Below are 15,370 nucleotides of genomic sequence, written 5' to 3'. Positions count from 1 at the left end.
CCATTACGTTCGCGGGGCACCACCGACCGGCCCCCGAACCGACAAGGCTCTCCGTGACATTCGTTCGCCCCGCCCACCCCGACGAACTCCCGGCCCTGGTCGAGCACCCCGCCGACCCGGAGCGCAACGCCGCCACCCGCGCGTACCTCACCCAGCTCCTCGACGGCGCGTGCACCCGGCCCGAGTGGTGCCTCGTCGCCGAAGACGGCGACGGACGGCTCACCGGCAGCGTGGTGCTGTGGACCCTGCCGGGGCACGACGTCCCGCTCGCCGTCGTGCTGTTCGAGGCTCCGGAGGACTCCCCGGAGACCGGGTCCGCGCTGCTCGACGCGGCGGCCGCGAAGGCCGGGGAGCTCGGCGCGACGGAGCTGGAGCATGTCGTCGACTCCCCTGCCCAGGCTCCGCAGTTCCAGCGGAACCCGGAGCGCCGGGGCGAGTTGCTGCGCGCCGCCGGCTTCGAAGTGGTCCGCGACGGACGGCGGTTCAGCCTCCGGACCCCTGCCGTCTCCGACGGGACCGGTGTGCTGCCCGCCGACGATCCCCGCCTGACCTTCCGCTCGCTCGCCGAGCTCGGCCCCGATCCCTTCGTCGCCGTTCTCGCCGAGCTGCTCGCGGACACCGCGGACGCCCGGCTCGCCGCCGACGTGCGGCGGCACGGCGTACGGCGCGCGGCCGAGCTGCTCTTCGAGGAGACGGCCGAGCTGAAGCACGAGCCCGAGTGGTGGGAGCTCGGTCACGACGCCGACGGCACCGTCGCCGTGATCAGCCTGCCGGCCGAGAACCCCAGCGTTCCGGTGATCGGCTTCGTCGGCGTCGCCCCCGCCCACCGCGGCAAGGGGTACGCCACCTCGGTCGTGGTCCGGGGCACGCGTGTCCTGACCGCCGCAGGTGCCAAGGAGATCCGCGGGGACTGCGACCGCGCGAACGTGGCCATGGCCAAGGCCTTCGAGCGGGCCGGGTACGTGAACTTCGCCGACCGACTGGAGTTCGCCCGCGCCCTCTGACCGTATCCATGCCGCGTCCCTCGGGCCGATAGTCTTCCCCGCCATGGGAAGGCATGTGCGCTCCGACGACGGCCGCCTGCTGCTGGCCGAGGAATGGGGAAACCCCTCGGGGACCCCCGTACTGCTCCTGCACGGCACACCCGGCAGCCGGCTCGGCACCGCGCTGCCCGATCTCGCCGACCACCATCCCGACATGCGGTTCTTCGCCTACGACCGTCCCGGGTACGGAGGTTCGGACCGGCTCCCCGGACGACGGGTCGCCGACGCGGCCCGGGACGCGGCGGCCGTCGCCGACGCGCTGGGGGTGGAGCACTTCGCCGTGGTCGGACGGTCCGGCGGGGCGCCGCACGCGCTCGCCTGCGCGGCGCTGCTCCCCGACCGGGTCCGAGCAGCCGCGGCGCTGGTGAGCATCGCGCCCCGGGACGCGGCGGGGCTCGACTGGTTCGCGGGCATGACCCCGTTCAACGTCCGCGAGTTCGGCCTGGCGGCCGAGTCGCCCGAGCTGCTCGACGCGGACCTGGCCGCCCGGGCCGCGGCCATCCGGCGGGACCCCGAACGCCTCGTCGAGGACCTGCGGGCCGAACTCTCCGACCACGACCTTCCGATCGTCTCCGACCCCGCCGTACGCGCCACGCTCCTGCGCACCTACCGCGAGGCGCTCGGCACCTCGCACCACGGCTGGACCGACGACACCCTCGCCTTCACCCACCCGTGGGGCTTCGACGTCTCCGCCGTCGCCGCCCCCGTCCTTCTCTGGCACGGCCTCGACGACGCCTTCTCACCACCCGCCCACACCCGCTGGCTTGCCGACCGGATCCCCGGCGCCACCCTCGTCCTCAAACCGGACGCCGGACACTTCGCCGCCCAGTACGCCCTGCCGACCGTCCTGGCGTGGCTGCGGGACCAGGCCGCTCAGGAGGGCGGCGGGAGATAGCCGGTGGAGCGGGCGCCCTTGAGGCAGTTCATGATCCGCTCATGGCTGTCGCCGACCGTGTCCACGACACGTACGCGCATATGGAGCGCGTCGACCTCGTCCACGAAGCGGCGGGAGAACGCGCCCATCAGGACGGTCTCGTACGTTCCCGTGCCCACCAGGGGGAACGTGCCGAAGGTGGGGAGCTGGAAGTCCTCGCCGGGGACGAGACCGGCCGCCGTCAGAATCGCCACCGCCCCCGGGACGTCCGTCCACGGGGTCGAGGCCGGGTCGTTCTCCCCCGCGAGCACGACTCTGCACTCGTACTTCTCGATCACCGCCGAGTACTGGCCGCCGTTGTAGACGCCGGTCCGCCACCCGACGGCGTTCCCCCGCAGATCGCCCGTCGTCCAGTCGCTCCGCCAGCCCAGATAGGGCCGTACGGTACGGGCGTACTGCGCCCGCGCGAGGACGGCGGCCGCCGCGACCGCGAGGAGGCTGCCCAGCGGCTCCATGTCCAGGAGCTGCAGCCGCCACGGCCAGTCGGTCCTGGCCTCCTCGGTCATGTTGGCGCGGACGATCTCCCAGCCCAGGACGGCGGTGAGCAGGCAGAGCAGCACGATCGGGGCCGTGTAGAGCAGGGGGCTGCGCCGGACCCTGCGCTGGGCGTCGCCGGGTATCGGCCCACCGCGCTGGACGGTCACACGCTCTCCCCCACCACGAGTCCCTGCGTCGGCCCCCGGCCGTGTCACGGCCGGGGGCCGACGCCCGTTCGGATCATGGTGCTACGGAGGCCTGGCCTCCGCCTAGGCCGTGCCGGCCTAGAACACGCTGACGCCGTACGCGTTCAGCGCCTCGGTGACCGGCTGGAAGAAGGTCGTACCGCCGGAGGAGCAGTTGCCGCTGCCGCCGGAGGTGAGGCCGATGGCGCGGCTGCCGGAGTAGAGCGGGCCGCCGGAGTCGCCGGGCTCGGCGCACACGTTGGTGCGGATCATGCCGTAGACGATGTCCCCGCCGCCGTAGTTGACGGTGGCGTTGAGGCCGGTCACGGAGCCGCTGTGGGTGCCGGTGGTGGAGCCGCGACGGGTCACGGACATGCCGACCGTGGCGTTGGCGGCGCTGGTGATGTCCACGCTGCCGACCGTGCCGGACTTGGTGACGCTGCTGTTGGTGTACCGGACGATGCCGTAGTCGTTGGTCGGGAAGCTCGATCCCGACGTGGAGCCGAGGACGGTCGTGCGGCCGGAGTTGGAGTACCAGGTGCCCGCGCCGTCGGTGCAGTGCCCGGCGGTCAGGAAGTAGTAGTTGCCCGCGCTGTCACGGACGTTGAACCCCAGCGAGCAGCGCCAGCTGGAGGCGTAGATCGCGTCGCCGCCGGAGATCAGCTTGTTGAACTTGCCGGGGGTCCGCTCGATGCGGATCGCCCCGGCGTTGGCGCCGGCCTGGCGCTTGATCTCGGCTATCTCCGCCTTCGACACGGTGGAGTCGGCGGTGACGACGAGGGTGTTGGTGGCCGGGTCGACGTGCCAGGCGGTACCGGCCACGTCGGCGCTCAGGACGGCGTCGCCGGCGGCGGAGAGCTGCGACGCGCTGAAGGTCCGGGCGGTGTCGGCGCTCGCGGTGGGGATGGCGACGGCCGCCGCGGCGGCGAGGCCGGTGGCGACGGCGAGCAGACGGACGGATCTCGTGGGGGTGGTGCGCTTGGTCCTCACTTCTCGTTCCTCCAGAGGGGAATCGGGGGTCCGCCGTGGGGGGGCCGGACCCGTGAGGCGCGGCCAGGGGCCGGCGCTGTGGGGGAGTCTCGGGCCGCCCGGCCGGGCGCCGCAAGGGCGCCTTTCGGCCGTACGATACTCAACTATCGTGTGTCATAAGGGGTTTACTGACGATCCGCCGCGACGCGGCACATGGCCGACCACATGCGAAGGGCGCCGGCGGACAGTACCGCCGACGCCCTGGTGCGCCACCCGCCGCAGGGCCCGGTTCAGGCCTCGACGAGCCGCCGCTCCCCGGCCGGCACACCGGTGTCGAGGGTGTTCCCCGGCGGCGGGAACGGGCAGATGAAGTGGTCGGCGAAGGCGCACGGCGGCAGCAGCGCGCGGTTGAAGTCGACCGTCACCGAGCCGTCCGCGGCGGGCGCGGCCGGGCGCAGGAAGCGGAACCGGTAGCTGTCGCGGCCACTGGTGGCATCGGCGAAGACCGCCCACAGCGTGCCGTCGTCCTCCACCGCGACCTGGAGCGTGTGCTCGACGCCGCGGAGCTCGAAGGAGAGCTCACCGGTCAGGCCGAGCCCCCGCTCCTTCCCGTCGGCGTTCTCGACCCGGACGTTGCGGGACTCCTCGTATGCCCGGAAGGTGCCGGGCACCACCCAGCGCTCGTCGTACGGCGTGGCCTCGATGCCCCGGAAGGCGCGGCGCGCCGCGGACTCCGGGTCGAAGTCCCGTACCGCCCACAGCCCTTCGCGGCGCAGGACGACGAGCCGTCGGCCGGCCGACTCGGCACGGGACTCGTGGATCGGGGCGTGGTCGGCGGCCAGCCGGACGCTGCCGATCAGAGGCTTGCCGTCGACGGTGACGGCGTCCTCGGCGTCCGCCGTGAGAACCACCTCGTCGCCGTCGTCCAGCCACCGCCCGGGAACGGCCGGAATTCGACCCTCCGGGTAGTCGGAGAGCCAGTACGTGCCGGTGAGGGAGAGCGGCCCGTACGACGAGGAGACCGCCGCCGTGCGCTGCTCGTGCCAGTGCTGCCAGTCCTGCTGGGGATCCGTGCTCATGGTGTTCAACCCTTCCATACGGGCTCGGGAAGCCCCGGACACGACGCTCATGGAGGAGCGCGGCCGCGGGGGCGGGAACGGGGGCGGACAAGGAGGTTCAGGCGTACGGGGTCGGGCGCGCGCTCACAGGTCGCGCAGGAAGGCCAGCGTGGTCCGCGCGGTCGCGTCGTTCTGCCGGAGGGAGAGGCCGTTGGTGCCGGGCCGGGCGAAGCCACCGGCGCCGCGGGCGTCGGTGTGCGGGCCGGGTGCGAAGCGGCGGGGGTGCGGTACGCCCGGCCCGGTCCAGGACGCGGCCGTCGGCGGGATCGACGGCGAGGAGTCCGGCCGGGGTCGCGGCCGCGCCGTCGGCGTACAGTGCGGGCAGCAGCGGGTCCCGGGTGGCCACGACCGTGGGCTCCGGAAGCCGCGCCTCGACGAGAGCGCGGGCCTCGGTGACGTACCCGGGGAGCGTGGAGCTCCGGGCGCGGAACACCCTGTCCTCGGCGGCCACCTGGAGGTCGGCGCCGAGGAAGCGCACGACACCCGCGCGGGAGAGCGCGAGCAGGTCCCGCAGCCGTGGCCCCGGCGGCCCCGAGGCCAGGGAGCTGAAGAAACCGTGCCACCAGGTCCCGATGTCGCCGAGCCGCGCCAGCTGCCCGTAGACCGAGTTCAGGCCGTGGAAGAGGGCGAGGTCGGGGCTGTGCCCCGGGTCGCCGCGGCGCGCCACATCGTCGGCGACATGACGACGGACGTGGTCCTGGAGGGCGGCCCGGGAGGTGTGGCGTACACCCGCGAGGGGGCGGTCGAGCGCGGCGAGGTCGAGCCGGTCGGCGGGGTCGGGCACGGCGGGCGCGACGAGGGTGTCGAGCTCGGGGCTTCCGGGCGCGCAGGCGGCATGGGCGCGGTCGAACTCCGCCCACGGGAGTCGGGTGCGTTCGGGATGCGCGGTGAAGAGGCGGTGGTAGTGGGCGAAGCCGAGCTCCTTCGCGATCAGCGGCCGGACGTCCCGCCGGAAGTCGAACCCTCCGGGCCGGGCGAGGAGTTCGTCGATCCGTCCCGGTCCCAGGTGGCGGGGCAGCGGGGGCCGTTCGCCCTCCAGCGGGTACGTGATCTTCGCGCGGTACGGGACTCCGCGCCGCGATCCGACGTACAGGACCGGCTCCCGCCCGGACGGCAGGTACACCCCGTTCTCGTACCGGCCGCCGCGACCCTCGGTGAGCAGGACCATGAGGTCGGCGAAGGCGAGGCCGAGGCCGCGCACGATCACGGGCGCGCCGGGCGCGAGTCACGACAGGTCGCTGTCGGCGGTGAAGTCGGGCGGCAGGTGCACCAGACCATGGTGTTCGGCGTGGGCCGCCAACCGGATCTGTTCGTCGTCCGGTTCGGCGTCCAGATGGCCCTGTGCGAGGACGACGACATCGGCGGTGAGCGGCGCGGCGACGCCTTCCAGCCACACCGTCTGGCGTTCGGCGGGCGCACCGGCGACGCGCAGCGCCCTGCGCCGGTGGTGATGGACGACGGCGCCGGGCGGCAGGGCGGCGACGGCCTTCTCGTACACCCAGCGCAGATAGCCGCTGTGGGCGCTGCGGCTGACGAAGGCCGACCCGTCACCGCCGGCCCACTCGTGCACGGTGGGCCCGGGGACGACCGGGCCCGCCATCTCCACGGTGTCGTCGGTGAGCATCGTCACGTACTGCGCCTGCGAGTTCTCCAGAGCAGCGGCGACTGGTCATGGCGCCAGAGACGGCCGCCGCCCGGCGGGTACGGGTCGACGAGATGGATGTCGAGGCCATAACCGCCGTACAGCTCAGGCGCGTTGGCGGCGACGCGTTCCAACACCCCGGTGCCGCGCGGCCCGGCGCCGACGATCACGAGCGAGCGTCGCGCCGGAGGGTCCGGGGGCAGGCGGGGCGGTTCGGCCTCCGGCACCGCCTCCGCCTCCGCCTCCGGCACCGGCACCGGCACCGGCACCGGCACCGGCACCGGCACCGGCACCGGCACCGGCACCGGCGAAGGTACGGGAGCGGCGGCGGGAGCAGGCACCATGGGATCAGCAGCCGCAGTCGCACCCGCAGTCACAGCCGTCGCAGCAGCCCCCGTCGCCTCCCCCGTCCTCACCCCCGCAGTTGCAGCAGCTGCAGCAGTCGCCGCAGCCACTGCAGTCGCAGTTGCTGCACGAGCCCTCGCGGCGCTCCCTGCTCCACGGGTCCTCGTACGTGCCGCAGCACAGCTGGCACGTGCACGCCAGGCCCATCCAGACCGCGCAACCGGCTATCAGGCCGCGGCGCCGGTTCGGCGGCTCGGGCGGCAGCGGGCCACCCGGACCGCCGGGGCCGCCCGGCCCCGGGGCGTACGGATTGCCCGGCACGGGCCCGGGAGCGTACGGCCCGGGCTGGTACGGCCCCGGCTGGTACGGCCCCGGCTGGTGCGCTCCCCCGGGGGCACCCGCCCCGGGAGCCCCCACCCCGTGCGCACACCTCGCCGTGCCGAACGCGCGGTCCACCGAGACCCGCAGCTCGTGGGCGAGCAGCGCGTGCACCAGCCGCCCGTCCACGAACGTGGCGTCCCGTAGCGCGAGGCGTATCCCGTGGAGCGCGTCGTCAGCGAGCCGGCGCGCCTCGGTGAGCGAGGTGCCCGTCGCGGCGAGCGGGTTCCACGCGCCGGAAGCGGCGTCCGCCTCCCGGTCCTCCACGGCGTCCAGCAGATGGGCGAGCCGCCCGAAGAGCCGGCCGGCCTCGGCGAGCGGCTCGACGTTCTCGGGCCGGCCCGCGAGCACGGCGGTGTGCGCGAAGGCCGCGGCCGTCGCCGTCTCGGTCGGTTCGGTCACCGTGAGAAGCGGGGTGCCGGGTCCGGCGAGCGTCTCGATCCCGGCCTGCCGGTCCACGGCGTCCACCAGGACGGCGGTGTCGAATCCGATCGCCTGCCCGGTCCGCGCGCCCGCCCGGTCCCAGGACCTGGCGACCCGGCGGGCCGCCGCGGCGACCGGCCGGCGCGCCAACAGCCCGTCCCGGTCGGCGACGTGGTCCCGTACCTTCGCCGAGGCGAGGACCAGCGACACGGCCGCCGCGAGACGCGCGCCCTCGCCCTGGGCGACGGGCGCGGTCCTCATCTGGCGCAGCGGGCAGGGACCGGCGGTACGGCGCCCGCCGTCGACGAGCCCGGTCTGAGCCTCCGTCAGAACCGAGACGATCAGGCCGTCGTAGTTGGTGACCACCCGGGCGAACTGCCCGTGGTCGGCCCGAAGTGCCAGGCAGAGGCCGCAGAGATGGGCCATCCACTCGACCTTGAGGCCCTCGGTGAGCCGATGAGTGCAAGGCCTGACGATTCCGAACAAGAGACTCCCCCGTGAGTCGCGCGCACATGCTGCTGCAGCGGTCTGCAGTGGTGTGGCGGCATCGTATCGAGCCGGCCCGTTCACCCGGACGCTCCGAGCGTCACCCTTCTGGCCCGACTTTCATATTTTAGTTCCACGACCCCTCCGGAACCTCCGTCAGGCCCCGTATACCGCAAGATTCCTGACGATTCGCCAGAAAACGGCCCTCACGTTCTGCACCAGTACCGTCACGAAACACGCGCGCGCCGACTATCCACTTGGCGCGCGATCCGCATCATGGACGACGATAGGGACATGCGGAACCACAAGTGACCGCGCTGAAAGGAGGCGACCATGGGATCGGTGCGCAAGGCGAGTGCATGGCTGGGCCTCGTCGAGGACAACGACGAGCGTTACTACGACGACGAGTACGCCGAGACTGCCGAGAGCGGCGACGCCTGGGTGACGGACCCTCGGGTCCGGGTGGCGTCCGACACGGCGCAGGAGCAGGGCCGCCGGATCGCGACCGTCTCCCCGGACGGGTTCCGGGACGCCCGGGGCATCGGCGAGCTCTTCCGGGACGGCGTCCCGGTGATCGTCAACCTCACGGCCATGGAGCCCTCCGACGCCAAGCGCGTGGTCGACTTCGCCGCCGGTCTCGCCTTCGGGCTGCGCGGCTCGATCGAGCGGGTGGCGACGCGGGTCTTCCTGCTGACCCCCGCCGACACGCAGATCATCAACGGGGACCCGGCGGGGCGTGCGCAGGACGGTTTCTTCAACCAGAGCTGAGCCGGTGGCGCCTCCCGGCCGCCGCGCCGGGCGGGGCACCTCCCGGCTGCAACGCCGGGGGAGCTCACCGGCCGGTTCCACCGGACGGGGTCACGACCGGCGGGCGCCCTGCCCGGCATGCCCCGAGGTCGAACAGACCGGTTCGACGGACTCGCGGGTGTCACGGTCGACGGACTCGCGGCCGGACCGGTCCACGTGCTCGCCGGCGCCCGGTTCGACGGGCTCGCGGCCGGACCGGTCCACGTGCTCGCCGGCGCCCGGTTCGACGGGCTCGCGGGTGGCCGGCACCCGTGCCTCCGCGGGGGCCGCGGACACCAGGTCCTCCGGATCGACCATGCACTCCATCACGCGCGGCAGCCGCAGGGCCATGACCGCGCCGAGCAGCAGCAGCGCCGCGCTGACGAAGAGCGTGACGTGCAGACCGTCCACGAAGGCGTGCCGCGCCGCGTGGTACAGCGCCGGTCCTGCCGTGCCGCCGAGCCGGTCGGCGACCTGGTAGGCCTCGCCGAGCGAGTTCGCGGCGGCCTCGCTCGCGGCGGCCGGGACACCGGGGACGGCGGCCAGACCGGGCGCGTACGCCGCGTTCATCACGCTGCCGAGGAGCGCGATGCCCATGCCCGCTCCGAGCTGGTACGAGGTCTCGCCGATGGCCGCCGCGCCGCCCGCGCTCTCCGGCGGGGCCTCGCTCAGCATCGACTCGTACGCCGAGAAGAGGGTGGTCTGGAGCCCGAAGCCGAGCAGGACGAAGCCACAGGTGAGCAGCAGCGGCCGGTCCTGCTGGCCCATCAGGACGAGCAGCAGCACGGCCGCGGCGGTCAGCACGAAGCCCCAGCCGACCATCCGGCGCGGACCGATCCGGCGCAGGGTGTACGAGCCGGTGGCGCCGGCCGCCATGGCGGCGAAGGTGAGCGGCAGGAGCCGCAGCCCGGTCTCCAGCGGGCTGAGCCCGAGGACGAGCTGGAGGTACTGGACGGCGATCAGCTCAAGGCCGACCAGGGCCAGCATGGCGAGCACGATGCAGCCGACGGAGGTGGTGAAGGCGGCCCGGGAGAACAGCCGCATGTCGATCAGCGGATGCGCCCGGCGCCTCTGCCGTCGTACGAAGAGGATCAGCAGCGCCGCGCCGAGGAGCAGCGGTGCGCTGGTGGCGGGTTCGAGCAGGTTCTCGCCCGCGCCGATCCGCTTCACCCCGAGGACCATGCCGAGGACACCGGCCGCGGCCATCAGCGCGCCGAGGACGTCCCAGGGGCCGTCGCCGCGCCCCTTGGACTCGGGAAGCAGCCAGCGGCCGAGCGGCAGGATCAGCGCCATGAGCGGGATGTTGATCAGGAAGACCGAGCCCCACCAGTAGTGCTCGACCAGGAAGCCGCCGAGCACCGGCCCGGTGGCGGCGCCGATCGCGGCGACCGCCGTCCAGATGCCGATCGCGGTGGCCCGCTCGCGGCGGTCGGGGAAGACCGCCCGGAGGATCGAGAGGGTGGCGGGCATGATCATCGCGCCGCCGACGCCCAGGAGGGCGCGGGCGCCGATCAGGACTCCGGGGGCGGTGGAGAGGGCGGCGACCGCGGAGGCGACACCGAACAGCGCGTAACCGAGGAGCAGCACTCTGCGGCGGCCGACCCGGTCGCCCAGCGTGCCGAAGAGGATCAGCAGCGAGGCGCAGATCAGCGGGTAGGCGTCGACGATCCACAGCAGCTCGGTGGAGCTGGGGCGCAGGTCCTCCGTGAGGGAGGGGACGGCGACATGGAGCACGGTGGCGTCCAGCGCGACCAGCAGCAGGCTGACACAGAGAACGACGAGGACGACCCAGCGGTTGGCACCGCCGGCGGCGGCACGGAGTCGTGCTCCGGCCGTGATCGTCCGCTGCATGTACGTACCTCCCAGTGAAGCTCTCGCGCTCGGCGGGCGCCGGCCGGGGTTCGGGGCCTCGGGGCGGCCCGGCATCGACGGGCGAGTGAGCCGTCAGCGTACGCGAGTTCAAGGCCCGAGCGCGTGGCGCACCTCTCACCCCGGCGGGCCGCCGTGTGTGGCGTACGCCACTCCGTCCGCCCCGCGCGCCTCCTCGAATTCCGCCCGCACAACCGTTTGACGCATTTCCCCGGCGCACAAACAGGCTTCCGGAAAGTCACCCTCCGGCAATAGGGCGGAAGGTCATCGGATTCTCCGACAGACGCCAGGAATAACCCCCCGGCTGAGACCTACTCCACATCACATCGTCATCACGAAGACACCGGATCGACCAAGGTCGACACTCACTCCCTGTAACGTCGATTGGGTGCGTACCGACATCTTTGCCCGGCTGGACCGGGAGCCGGAACCGCCGAAGATAGAGGTCCCGCGGATGACCCGCACGCGTCTCGCCCTCTTCGGCGGGACGCTGGCGTTCTATCTCGCCATCGTCGTGGCCGTGCTGCTCTCGACGTGGCTGGTGACCCTCGACTGGAAGATCATGCTCTTCCGGCCCTATCAGCAGTGGCCGGACCTGCACGCCTTCCTCGACTACTACGTCGTCCTCGGCCAGCGCGGTCCCACCGCCGTGATGGTGGCGGCCTGGCTGGGCTGGCGCTCCTGGCGCCAGCACACCCTGCGCCCGCTGCTCACCCTCGGCGCCGCGCTTCTTCTGCTCAATGTCACGGTCGGCGCGGTCAAGCTCGGACTCGGCCGCCTCGGTCCCCACTACGCGACGCAGATCGGCTCGGCCGAGCTCTTCGCGGGCGGCGATATATTTCCGTCCGGCCACACCGCCAACGCGGTCGTGACCTGGGGCATCCTGGCCTATCTGGCGACCACTCCGCGGGCCCGGCGCTATCTGTCGGCCCTCTCCGCCGTGGTCGCCCTCGGCGTCGGCCTGACCACCGTCTACATCGGTACGCACTGGCTGAGCGATGTGCTGCTCGGCTGGGCGGCGGGGCTGCTCATCCTGCTGGCGCTGCCCTGGTGCGAGCCGCTGATCAGCCGCGTGGAGGCCATGGTCCTCAGCGCGCGCGACCGGCTGCGCGAGCAGCTGCGGGCCCGCCGCAGGCTGGTCCCGTCGCTGCCCGTCGCGACCGGTGGGCCGCGGCCGGCGATGTACCCGCAGCGTCCGGCGGCGGCCGAGGAGCCGGTCCGGGAGATCGTCGGTGCCCGCAGCGGGCGGGCCGCCGCCACGCGCGGCGACGGCCGGCTCACCCCGCCGCTCACGGCCCCGCGGCCGCACGCGGCGCACGCCGGACACGGAGGGCACGCCGGACACGCGGGACACACCCCGCGCTCGGAGCGGACGCCGGTCACCCCGGCCGGCAGCCGCCGCCCGCCGCACTCGCGGCCGCTGACAGGCGGCTGAGCGCACGACCGTACGAGGAAGGGCCCCGGCCGAAGCCGGGGCCCTTCCTCGTGGCGCGCGCCTCCTCGTGGTGCCGCGCGAGCCGGCGCCTATCCGAGCCAACAACGGGTGACGGAACCGTCCGTCACCTCGAAGTTGATCCGGCCCTCCAGGTACTCCATCGTGATGATCGAGCCCGGAGGCAGGGAACGGACCACGCTCCAGCCGTGATCACGGGCGAGCCGTTCGGCCTGCTCCTGGTCGAGCCCCACATAGTCTTCGGGCGGTACGGGGAACGTCGGCTTCGGTGTCATGTGCCTCACGTTAGTCCCTTACCGGTCACGCTTGTGTCACAGCTTCTCGACATATGTTTGACACGAGCTGCGTCACTCGAAAGAGCAGTTTCCAGCCGATTCCCCGGTAATTCCGGGCCTGTTCGGACGGCTCTTCCGAAGGGTTCCGGAATTCCGCCCCACGCCCTGGTCAGGGGAATTCAGGGTCGAGCGACGACCTCACGGCATTCACGATTTCCCCGCATGACGCGCACACGTTCGGCCGACCGGAGCAGCGCTCCCGGCGGCCTCCCGTGTCCTCGCCCCATGGGCGCGCATCATGTCCGGACGATTCGGAACCGGAGGCATCGATGGGCATCGACACCGCGCACGCGGCCGTCGAATCACCTCGGGAACGGCATGGGCGGGTCCTGATCGACTGGCTCACCACGACCGACCACAAGAAGATCGGCCACCTCTACCTGGTCACCTCGTTCCTCTTCTTCCTGGCCGCCGGGGTGATGGCGATGCTGATGCGCGCCGAGCTGGCCCGCCCCGGGCAGCAGCTGATCGACAACCAGCAGTTCAACCAGGCGTTCACCCTGCACGGCACGATCATGCTGCTGCTCTTCGCGACGCCGACCTTCGCCGGCTTCGCCAACGAGCTGGTGCCGCTCCAGATCGGCGCCCCCGACGTCGCGTTCCCGCGGCTGAACATGTTCTCGTACTGGCTGTTCCTCTTCGGCGGCCTGATGGTGATCGCCTCCCTCGTCGTGCCGAGCGGCCCGGCCGCCTTCGGCTGGACCGCCTACGCCCCGCTCAACAGCCTGGAGCGCATGCCCGGCATCGGCGCCGACCTGTGGATCATGGGGCTCGCGCTCTCCGGCTTCGGCACGATCCTCACCTCGGTGAACTTCCTGGCGACGATCGTCGGGATGCGGGCGCCCGGCATGACGATGTTCCGGATGCCGATCTTCACCTGGAACGTCCTCTTCACCGCGATCCTGGTCCTGATGGCCTTCCCGGTCCTGGCGGCGGCGCTCCTCGTGCTGGAGTCGGACCGGCGCTTCGGCTCGCTGGTCTTCCAGCCGGAGAACGGCGGGGCGCTGCTGTGGCAGCACCTGTTCTGGTTCTTCGGCCATCCCGAGGTCTACATCATCGCGCTGCCGTTCTTCGGCATCATCAGCGAGATCATCCCGGTCTTCGCCCGCAAGCCGATCTTCGGCTACGCGACCCTGATCGCCGCCACGATGACGATCACCGGGCTCTCGGTGGTCGTGTGGGCGCACCACATGTTCGCCACCGGGGCGGTCCTGCTGCCCTTCTTCTCCCTGCTGTCGTTCCTCATCGCCGTGCCGACGGGGGTGAAGTTCTTCAACTGGACCGGCACGATGCTCAAGGGCTCGCTCTCCTTCGAGACGCCGATGCTCTGGTCGGTCGGCTTCCTGGTGTCCTTCCTCTTCGGCGGGCTGACCGGCGTCGTCCTCGCCTCACCGCCGATGGACTTCGCGGTCACCGACTCGTACTTCGTCGTCGCGCATTTCCACTACACGGTCTTCGGCACGGTGGTCTTCGCGATGTTCGCCGGCTTCTACTTCTGGTGGCCCAAGTTCACCGGAAGGCTGCTCGACGAACGTCTGGGAAAGATCCACTTCTGGACCCTCTTCGTCGGTTTCCACCTGACGTTCCTGGTGCAGCACTGGCTCGGCGCGGAAGGCATGCCACGGCGGTACGCCGACTATCTGGACGCCGACGGGTTCACCGCGCTCAACACGGTCTCGACCATCGGCGCGTTCCTGCTCGGCGCCTCCACGCTGCCGTTCCTGTACAACGTCTGGGACACCGCCAGATACGCGCCGAAGGTCGAGGTGGACGACCCGTGGGGGTACGGCCGCTCCCTGGAGTGGGCCACGTCCTGCCCGCCGCCCCGCCACAACTTCGACGCCGTCCCGAGGATCCGTTCCGAGGCCCCGGCCTTCGATCTGCACCATCCGGACTTCGTGGCCTACGAGCGGATGCGGCTCACCGCTACGAGCGATCCACGGCGCGAGAAAGCCGATCCCTCAGAGCCCTGACCCGGTCGTCGAGTTCCCGCGGGGCGACGACCTCGAACTCGAGCCCCAGCATCAGGACGTGGACGACCATTCCCTGCAGGCTGCCCGCCCCCGCGCGCAGCAGACAGGCGTCGTCGCCGTCCGGCTCCAGGACGCCGTCCATCGGGCCGACGACCGTGGCGGCCTCGGCGAGCGGCACATGCAGCCGGACCGTCGCCTCGGCCGCGTAGGCCGCTCCCGAGACGCCCTTCGCGACATAGGCGGCGAGATCGGCGGCGGGCGGCTCGCGGGGCGGGAAGCGGGGACCGTGGGGCGGCTTCGGGTCGATCCGGTCGACCCGGAACGTCCGCCAGTCGGCACGGTCCACGTCCCAGGCGACCAGGTACCAGCGCCGTTCCGTGCAGACCAGCCGGTGCGGTTCGACCGTGCGGCGCGTCGCGGTGCCGCCGTGGTCGCGGTACTCGAAGCGGAGCCGTTCGCTGTCCCGGCAGGCGTTCGCGAGCTCGGTCAGGACCGCCGGGTCGACCCGCGTGGCCGGGGTGCGGAGCATCGGCACGGTGAAGGCGTTGAGGGTGCTCACCCGGCGCCGCAGCCGGCCGGGCAGGACCTGTTCCAGCTTGGCCAGGGCGCGTACGGAGGCCTCACCGATGCCCTCGACGCCCTGCCCGGCGGCGGTGCGCAGTCCGACCGCGACGGCGACGGCCTCGTCGTCGTCGAGCAGCAGCGGCGGCAGTTCGGCTCCCGCGCCGAGCTGGTACCCGCCGCCCGTGCCGGGGCTTGCGTCGACCGGGTAGCCGAGCTCGCGCAGCCGGTCGACGTCCCGCCGTACGGTCCGGGTGGTGACCCCGAGCCGCTCCGCGAGGTCGGCGCCGGACCACTCACGGTGGGCCTGCAGCAGCGAGAGCAGGCGGAGCAGGCGTGCGGAGGTCTCCAACATGGGTCCGAGTCTGCCAGCCGTCGAGGACAGTTACTGTC

At 72.5% G+C, this 15,370-nt stretch carries 12 protein-coding genes and 1 pseudogene; 5 read left to right on the top strand and 8 right to left on the bottom strand.

All coding sequences use genetic code 11. The annotated features are described in order from the left end of the window. Positions 1 to 53: 53 nt before the first annotated feature. On the top strand, positions 54 to 1,004 hold the full coding sequence (locus ACFY8U_RS28160; protein ID WP_389575122.1) for a GNAT family N-acetyltransferase: 951 nt from the start codon (positions 54 to 56) through the stop codon (positions 1,002 to 1,004). Positions 1,005 to 1,047: 43 nt separating this feature from the next. Beyond that, positions 1,048 to 1,938, top strand: coding sequence for an alpha/beta fold hydrolase (locus ACFY8U_RS28155; protein WP_389575120.1), 891 nt, complete (start codon positions 1,048 to 1,050; stop codon positions 1,936 to 1,938). On the opposite strand, the gene ACFY8U_RS28150 is transcribed toward ACFY8U_RS28155, so the two are convergent. The 5 genes and pseudogenes from ACFY8U_RS28150 to ACFY8U_RS28130 all read right to left on the bottom strand — a co-directional run bounded on the left by ACFY8U_RS28150 (position 1,917) and on the right by ACFY8U_RS28130 (position 8,000). Beyond that, positions 1,917 to 2,621: a hypothetical protein gene (locus tag ACFY8U_RS28150; RefSeq protein WP_389575118.1), complete on the bottom strand. Its 705-nt coding sequence runs from the start codon at positions 2,619 to 2,621 to the stop codon at positions 1,917 to 1,919. The two genes, ACFY8U_RS28155 and ACFY8U_RS28150, sit on opposite strands and share 22 nt — an antisense overlap. A gap of 117 nt (positions 2,622 to 2,738) precedes the next feature. Further along, entirely contained in the window at positions 2,739 to 3,629 is an 891-nt protein-coding gene (locus ACFY8U_RS28145) for a S1 family peptidase (protein WP_389575116.1), read from the bottom strand. Between the two features lie 269 nt (positions 3,630 to 3,898). Beyond that, positions 3,899 to 4,687, bottom strand: a complete 789-nt coding sequence (locus ACFY8U_RS28140) for a DUF1684 domain-containing protein (RefSeq protein WP_361608267.1) — start codon at positions 4,685 to 4,687, stop codon at positions 3,899 to 3,901. A gap of 123 nt (positions 4,688 to 4,810) precedes the next feature. After that, positions 4,811 to 6,595: pseudogene (locus ACFY8U_RS28135) on the bottom strand (FAD/NAD(P)-binding protein). Positions 6,596 to 6,716: 121 nt separating this feature from the next. Continuing rightward, on the bottom strand, positions 6,717 to 8,000 hold the full coding sequence (locus ACFY8U_RS28130) for a DUF5685 family protein (protein WP_389575114.1): 1,284 nt from the start codon (positions 7,998 to 8,000) through the stop codon (positions 6,717 to 6,719). Between the two features lie 333 nt (positions 8,001 to 8,333). On the opposite strand from ACFY8U_RS28130, the gene ACFY8U_RS28125 reads away from it, so the two are divergent. After that, entirely contained in the window at positions 8,334 to 8,768 is a 435-nt protein-coding gene (locus ACFY8U_RS28125; protein ID WP_361439223.1) for a cell division protein SepF, read from the top strand. A 90-nt stretch (positions 8,769 to 8,858) separates the two neighbouring features. On the opposite strand, the gene ACFY8U_RS28120 is transcribed toward ACFY8U_RS28125, so the two are convergent. Next, positions 8,859 to 10,637, bottom strand: a complete 1,779-nt coding sequence (locus tag ACFY8U_RS28120) for an MFS transporter (RefSeq protein WP_389575112.1) — start codon at positions 10,635 to 10,637, stop codon at positions 8,859 to 8,861. A gap of 406 nt (positions 10,638 to 11,043) precedes the next feature. On the opposite strand from ACFY8U_RS28120, the gene ACFY8U_RS28115 reads away from it, so the two are divergent. Further along, positions 11,044 to 12,090 (top strand): phosphatase PAP2 family protein, encoded by a 1,047-nt coding sequence (locus ACFY8U_RS28115; protein WP_389575110.1) that lies wholly within the window; start codon positions 11,044 to 11,046, stop codon positions 12,088 to 12,090. Positions 12,091 to 12,179: 89 nt separating this feature from the next. On the opposite strand, the gene ACFY8U_RS28110 is transcribed toward ACFY8U_RS28115, so the two are convergent. After that, entirely contained in the window at positions 12,180 to 12,383 is a 204-nt protein-coding gene (locus tag ACFY8U_RS28110) for an I78 family peptidase inhibitor (RefSeq protein WP_361439229.1), read from the bottom strand. 329 nt (positions 12,384 to 12,712) lie between these two features. Here ACFY8U_RS28110 and ctaD point away from each other — a divergent pair, with 329 nt between their 5' ends. Further along, positions 12,713 to 14,416: a cytochrome c oxidase subunit I gene (gene ctaD, locus ACFY8U_RS28105; protein WP_389575108.1), complete on the top strand. Its 1,704-nt coding sequence runs from the start codon at positions 12,713 to 12,715 to the stop codon at positions 14,414 to 14,416. Here ctaD and ACFY8U_RS28100 read toward each other — a convergent pair. Beyond that, on the bottom strand, positions 14,370 to 15,332 hold the full coding sequence (locus ACFY8U_RS28100) for a helix-turn-helix transcriptional regulator (protein WP_389575106.1): 963 nt from the start codon (positions 15,330 to 15,332) through the stop codon (positions 14,370 to 14,372). The genes ctaD and ACFY8U_RS28100 overlap by 47 nt on opposite strands. Positions 15,333 to 15,370 lie beyond the last annotated feature (38 nt).

Origin of the sequence: Streptomyces sp. NPDC012508, assembly GCF_042902595.1 — a bacterium.
Taxonomy (GTDB): Bacteria; Actinomycetota; Actinomycetes; order Streptomycetales; family Streptomycetaceae; genus Streptomyces.
Note: the sequence above shows the minus strand (reverse complement) of the source record. Positions and strands in the feature narration are given on the sequence as shown.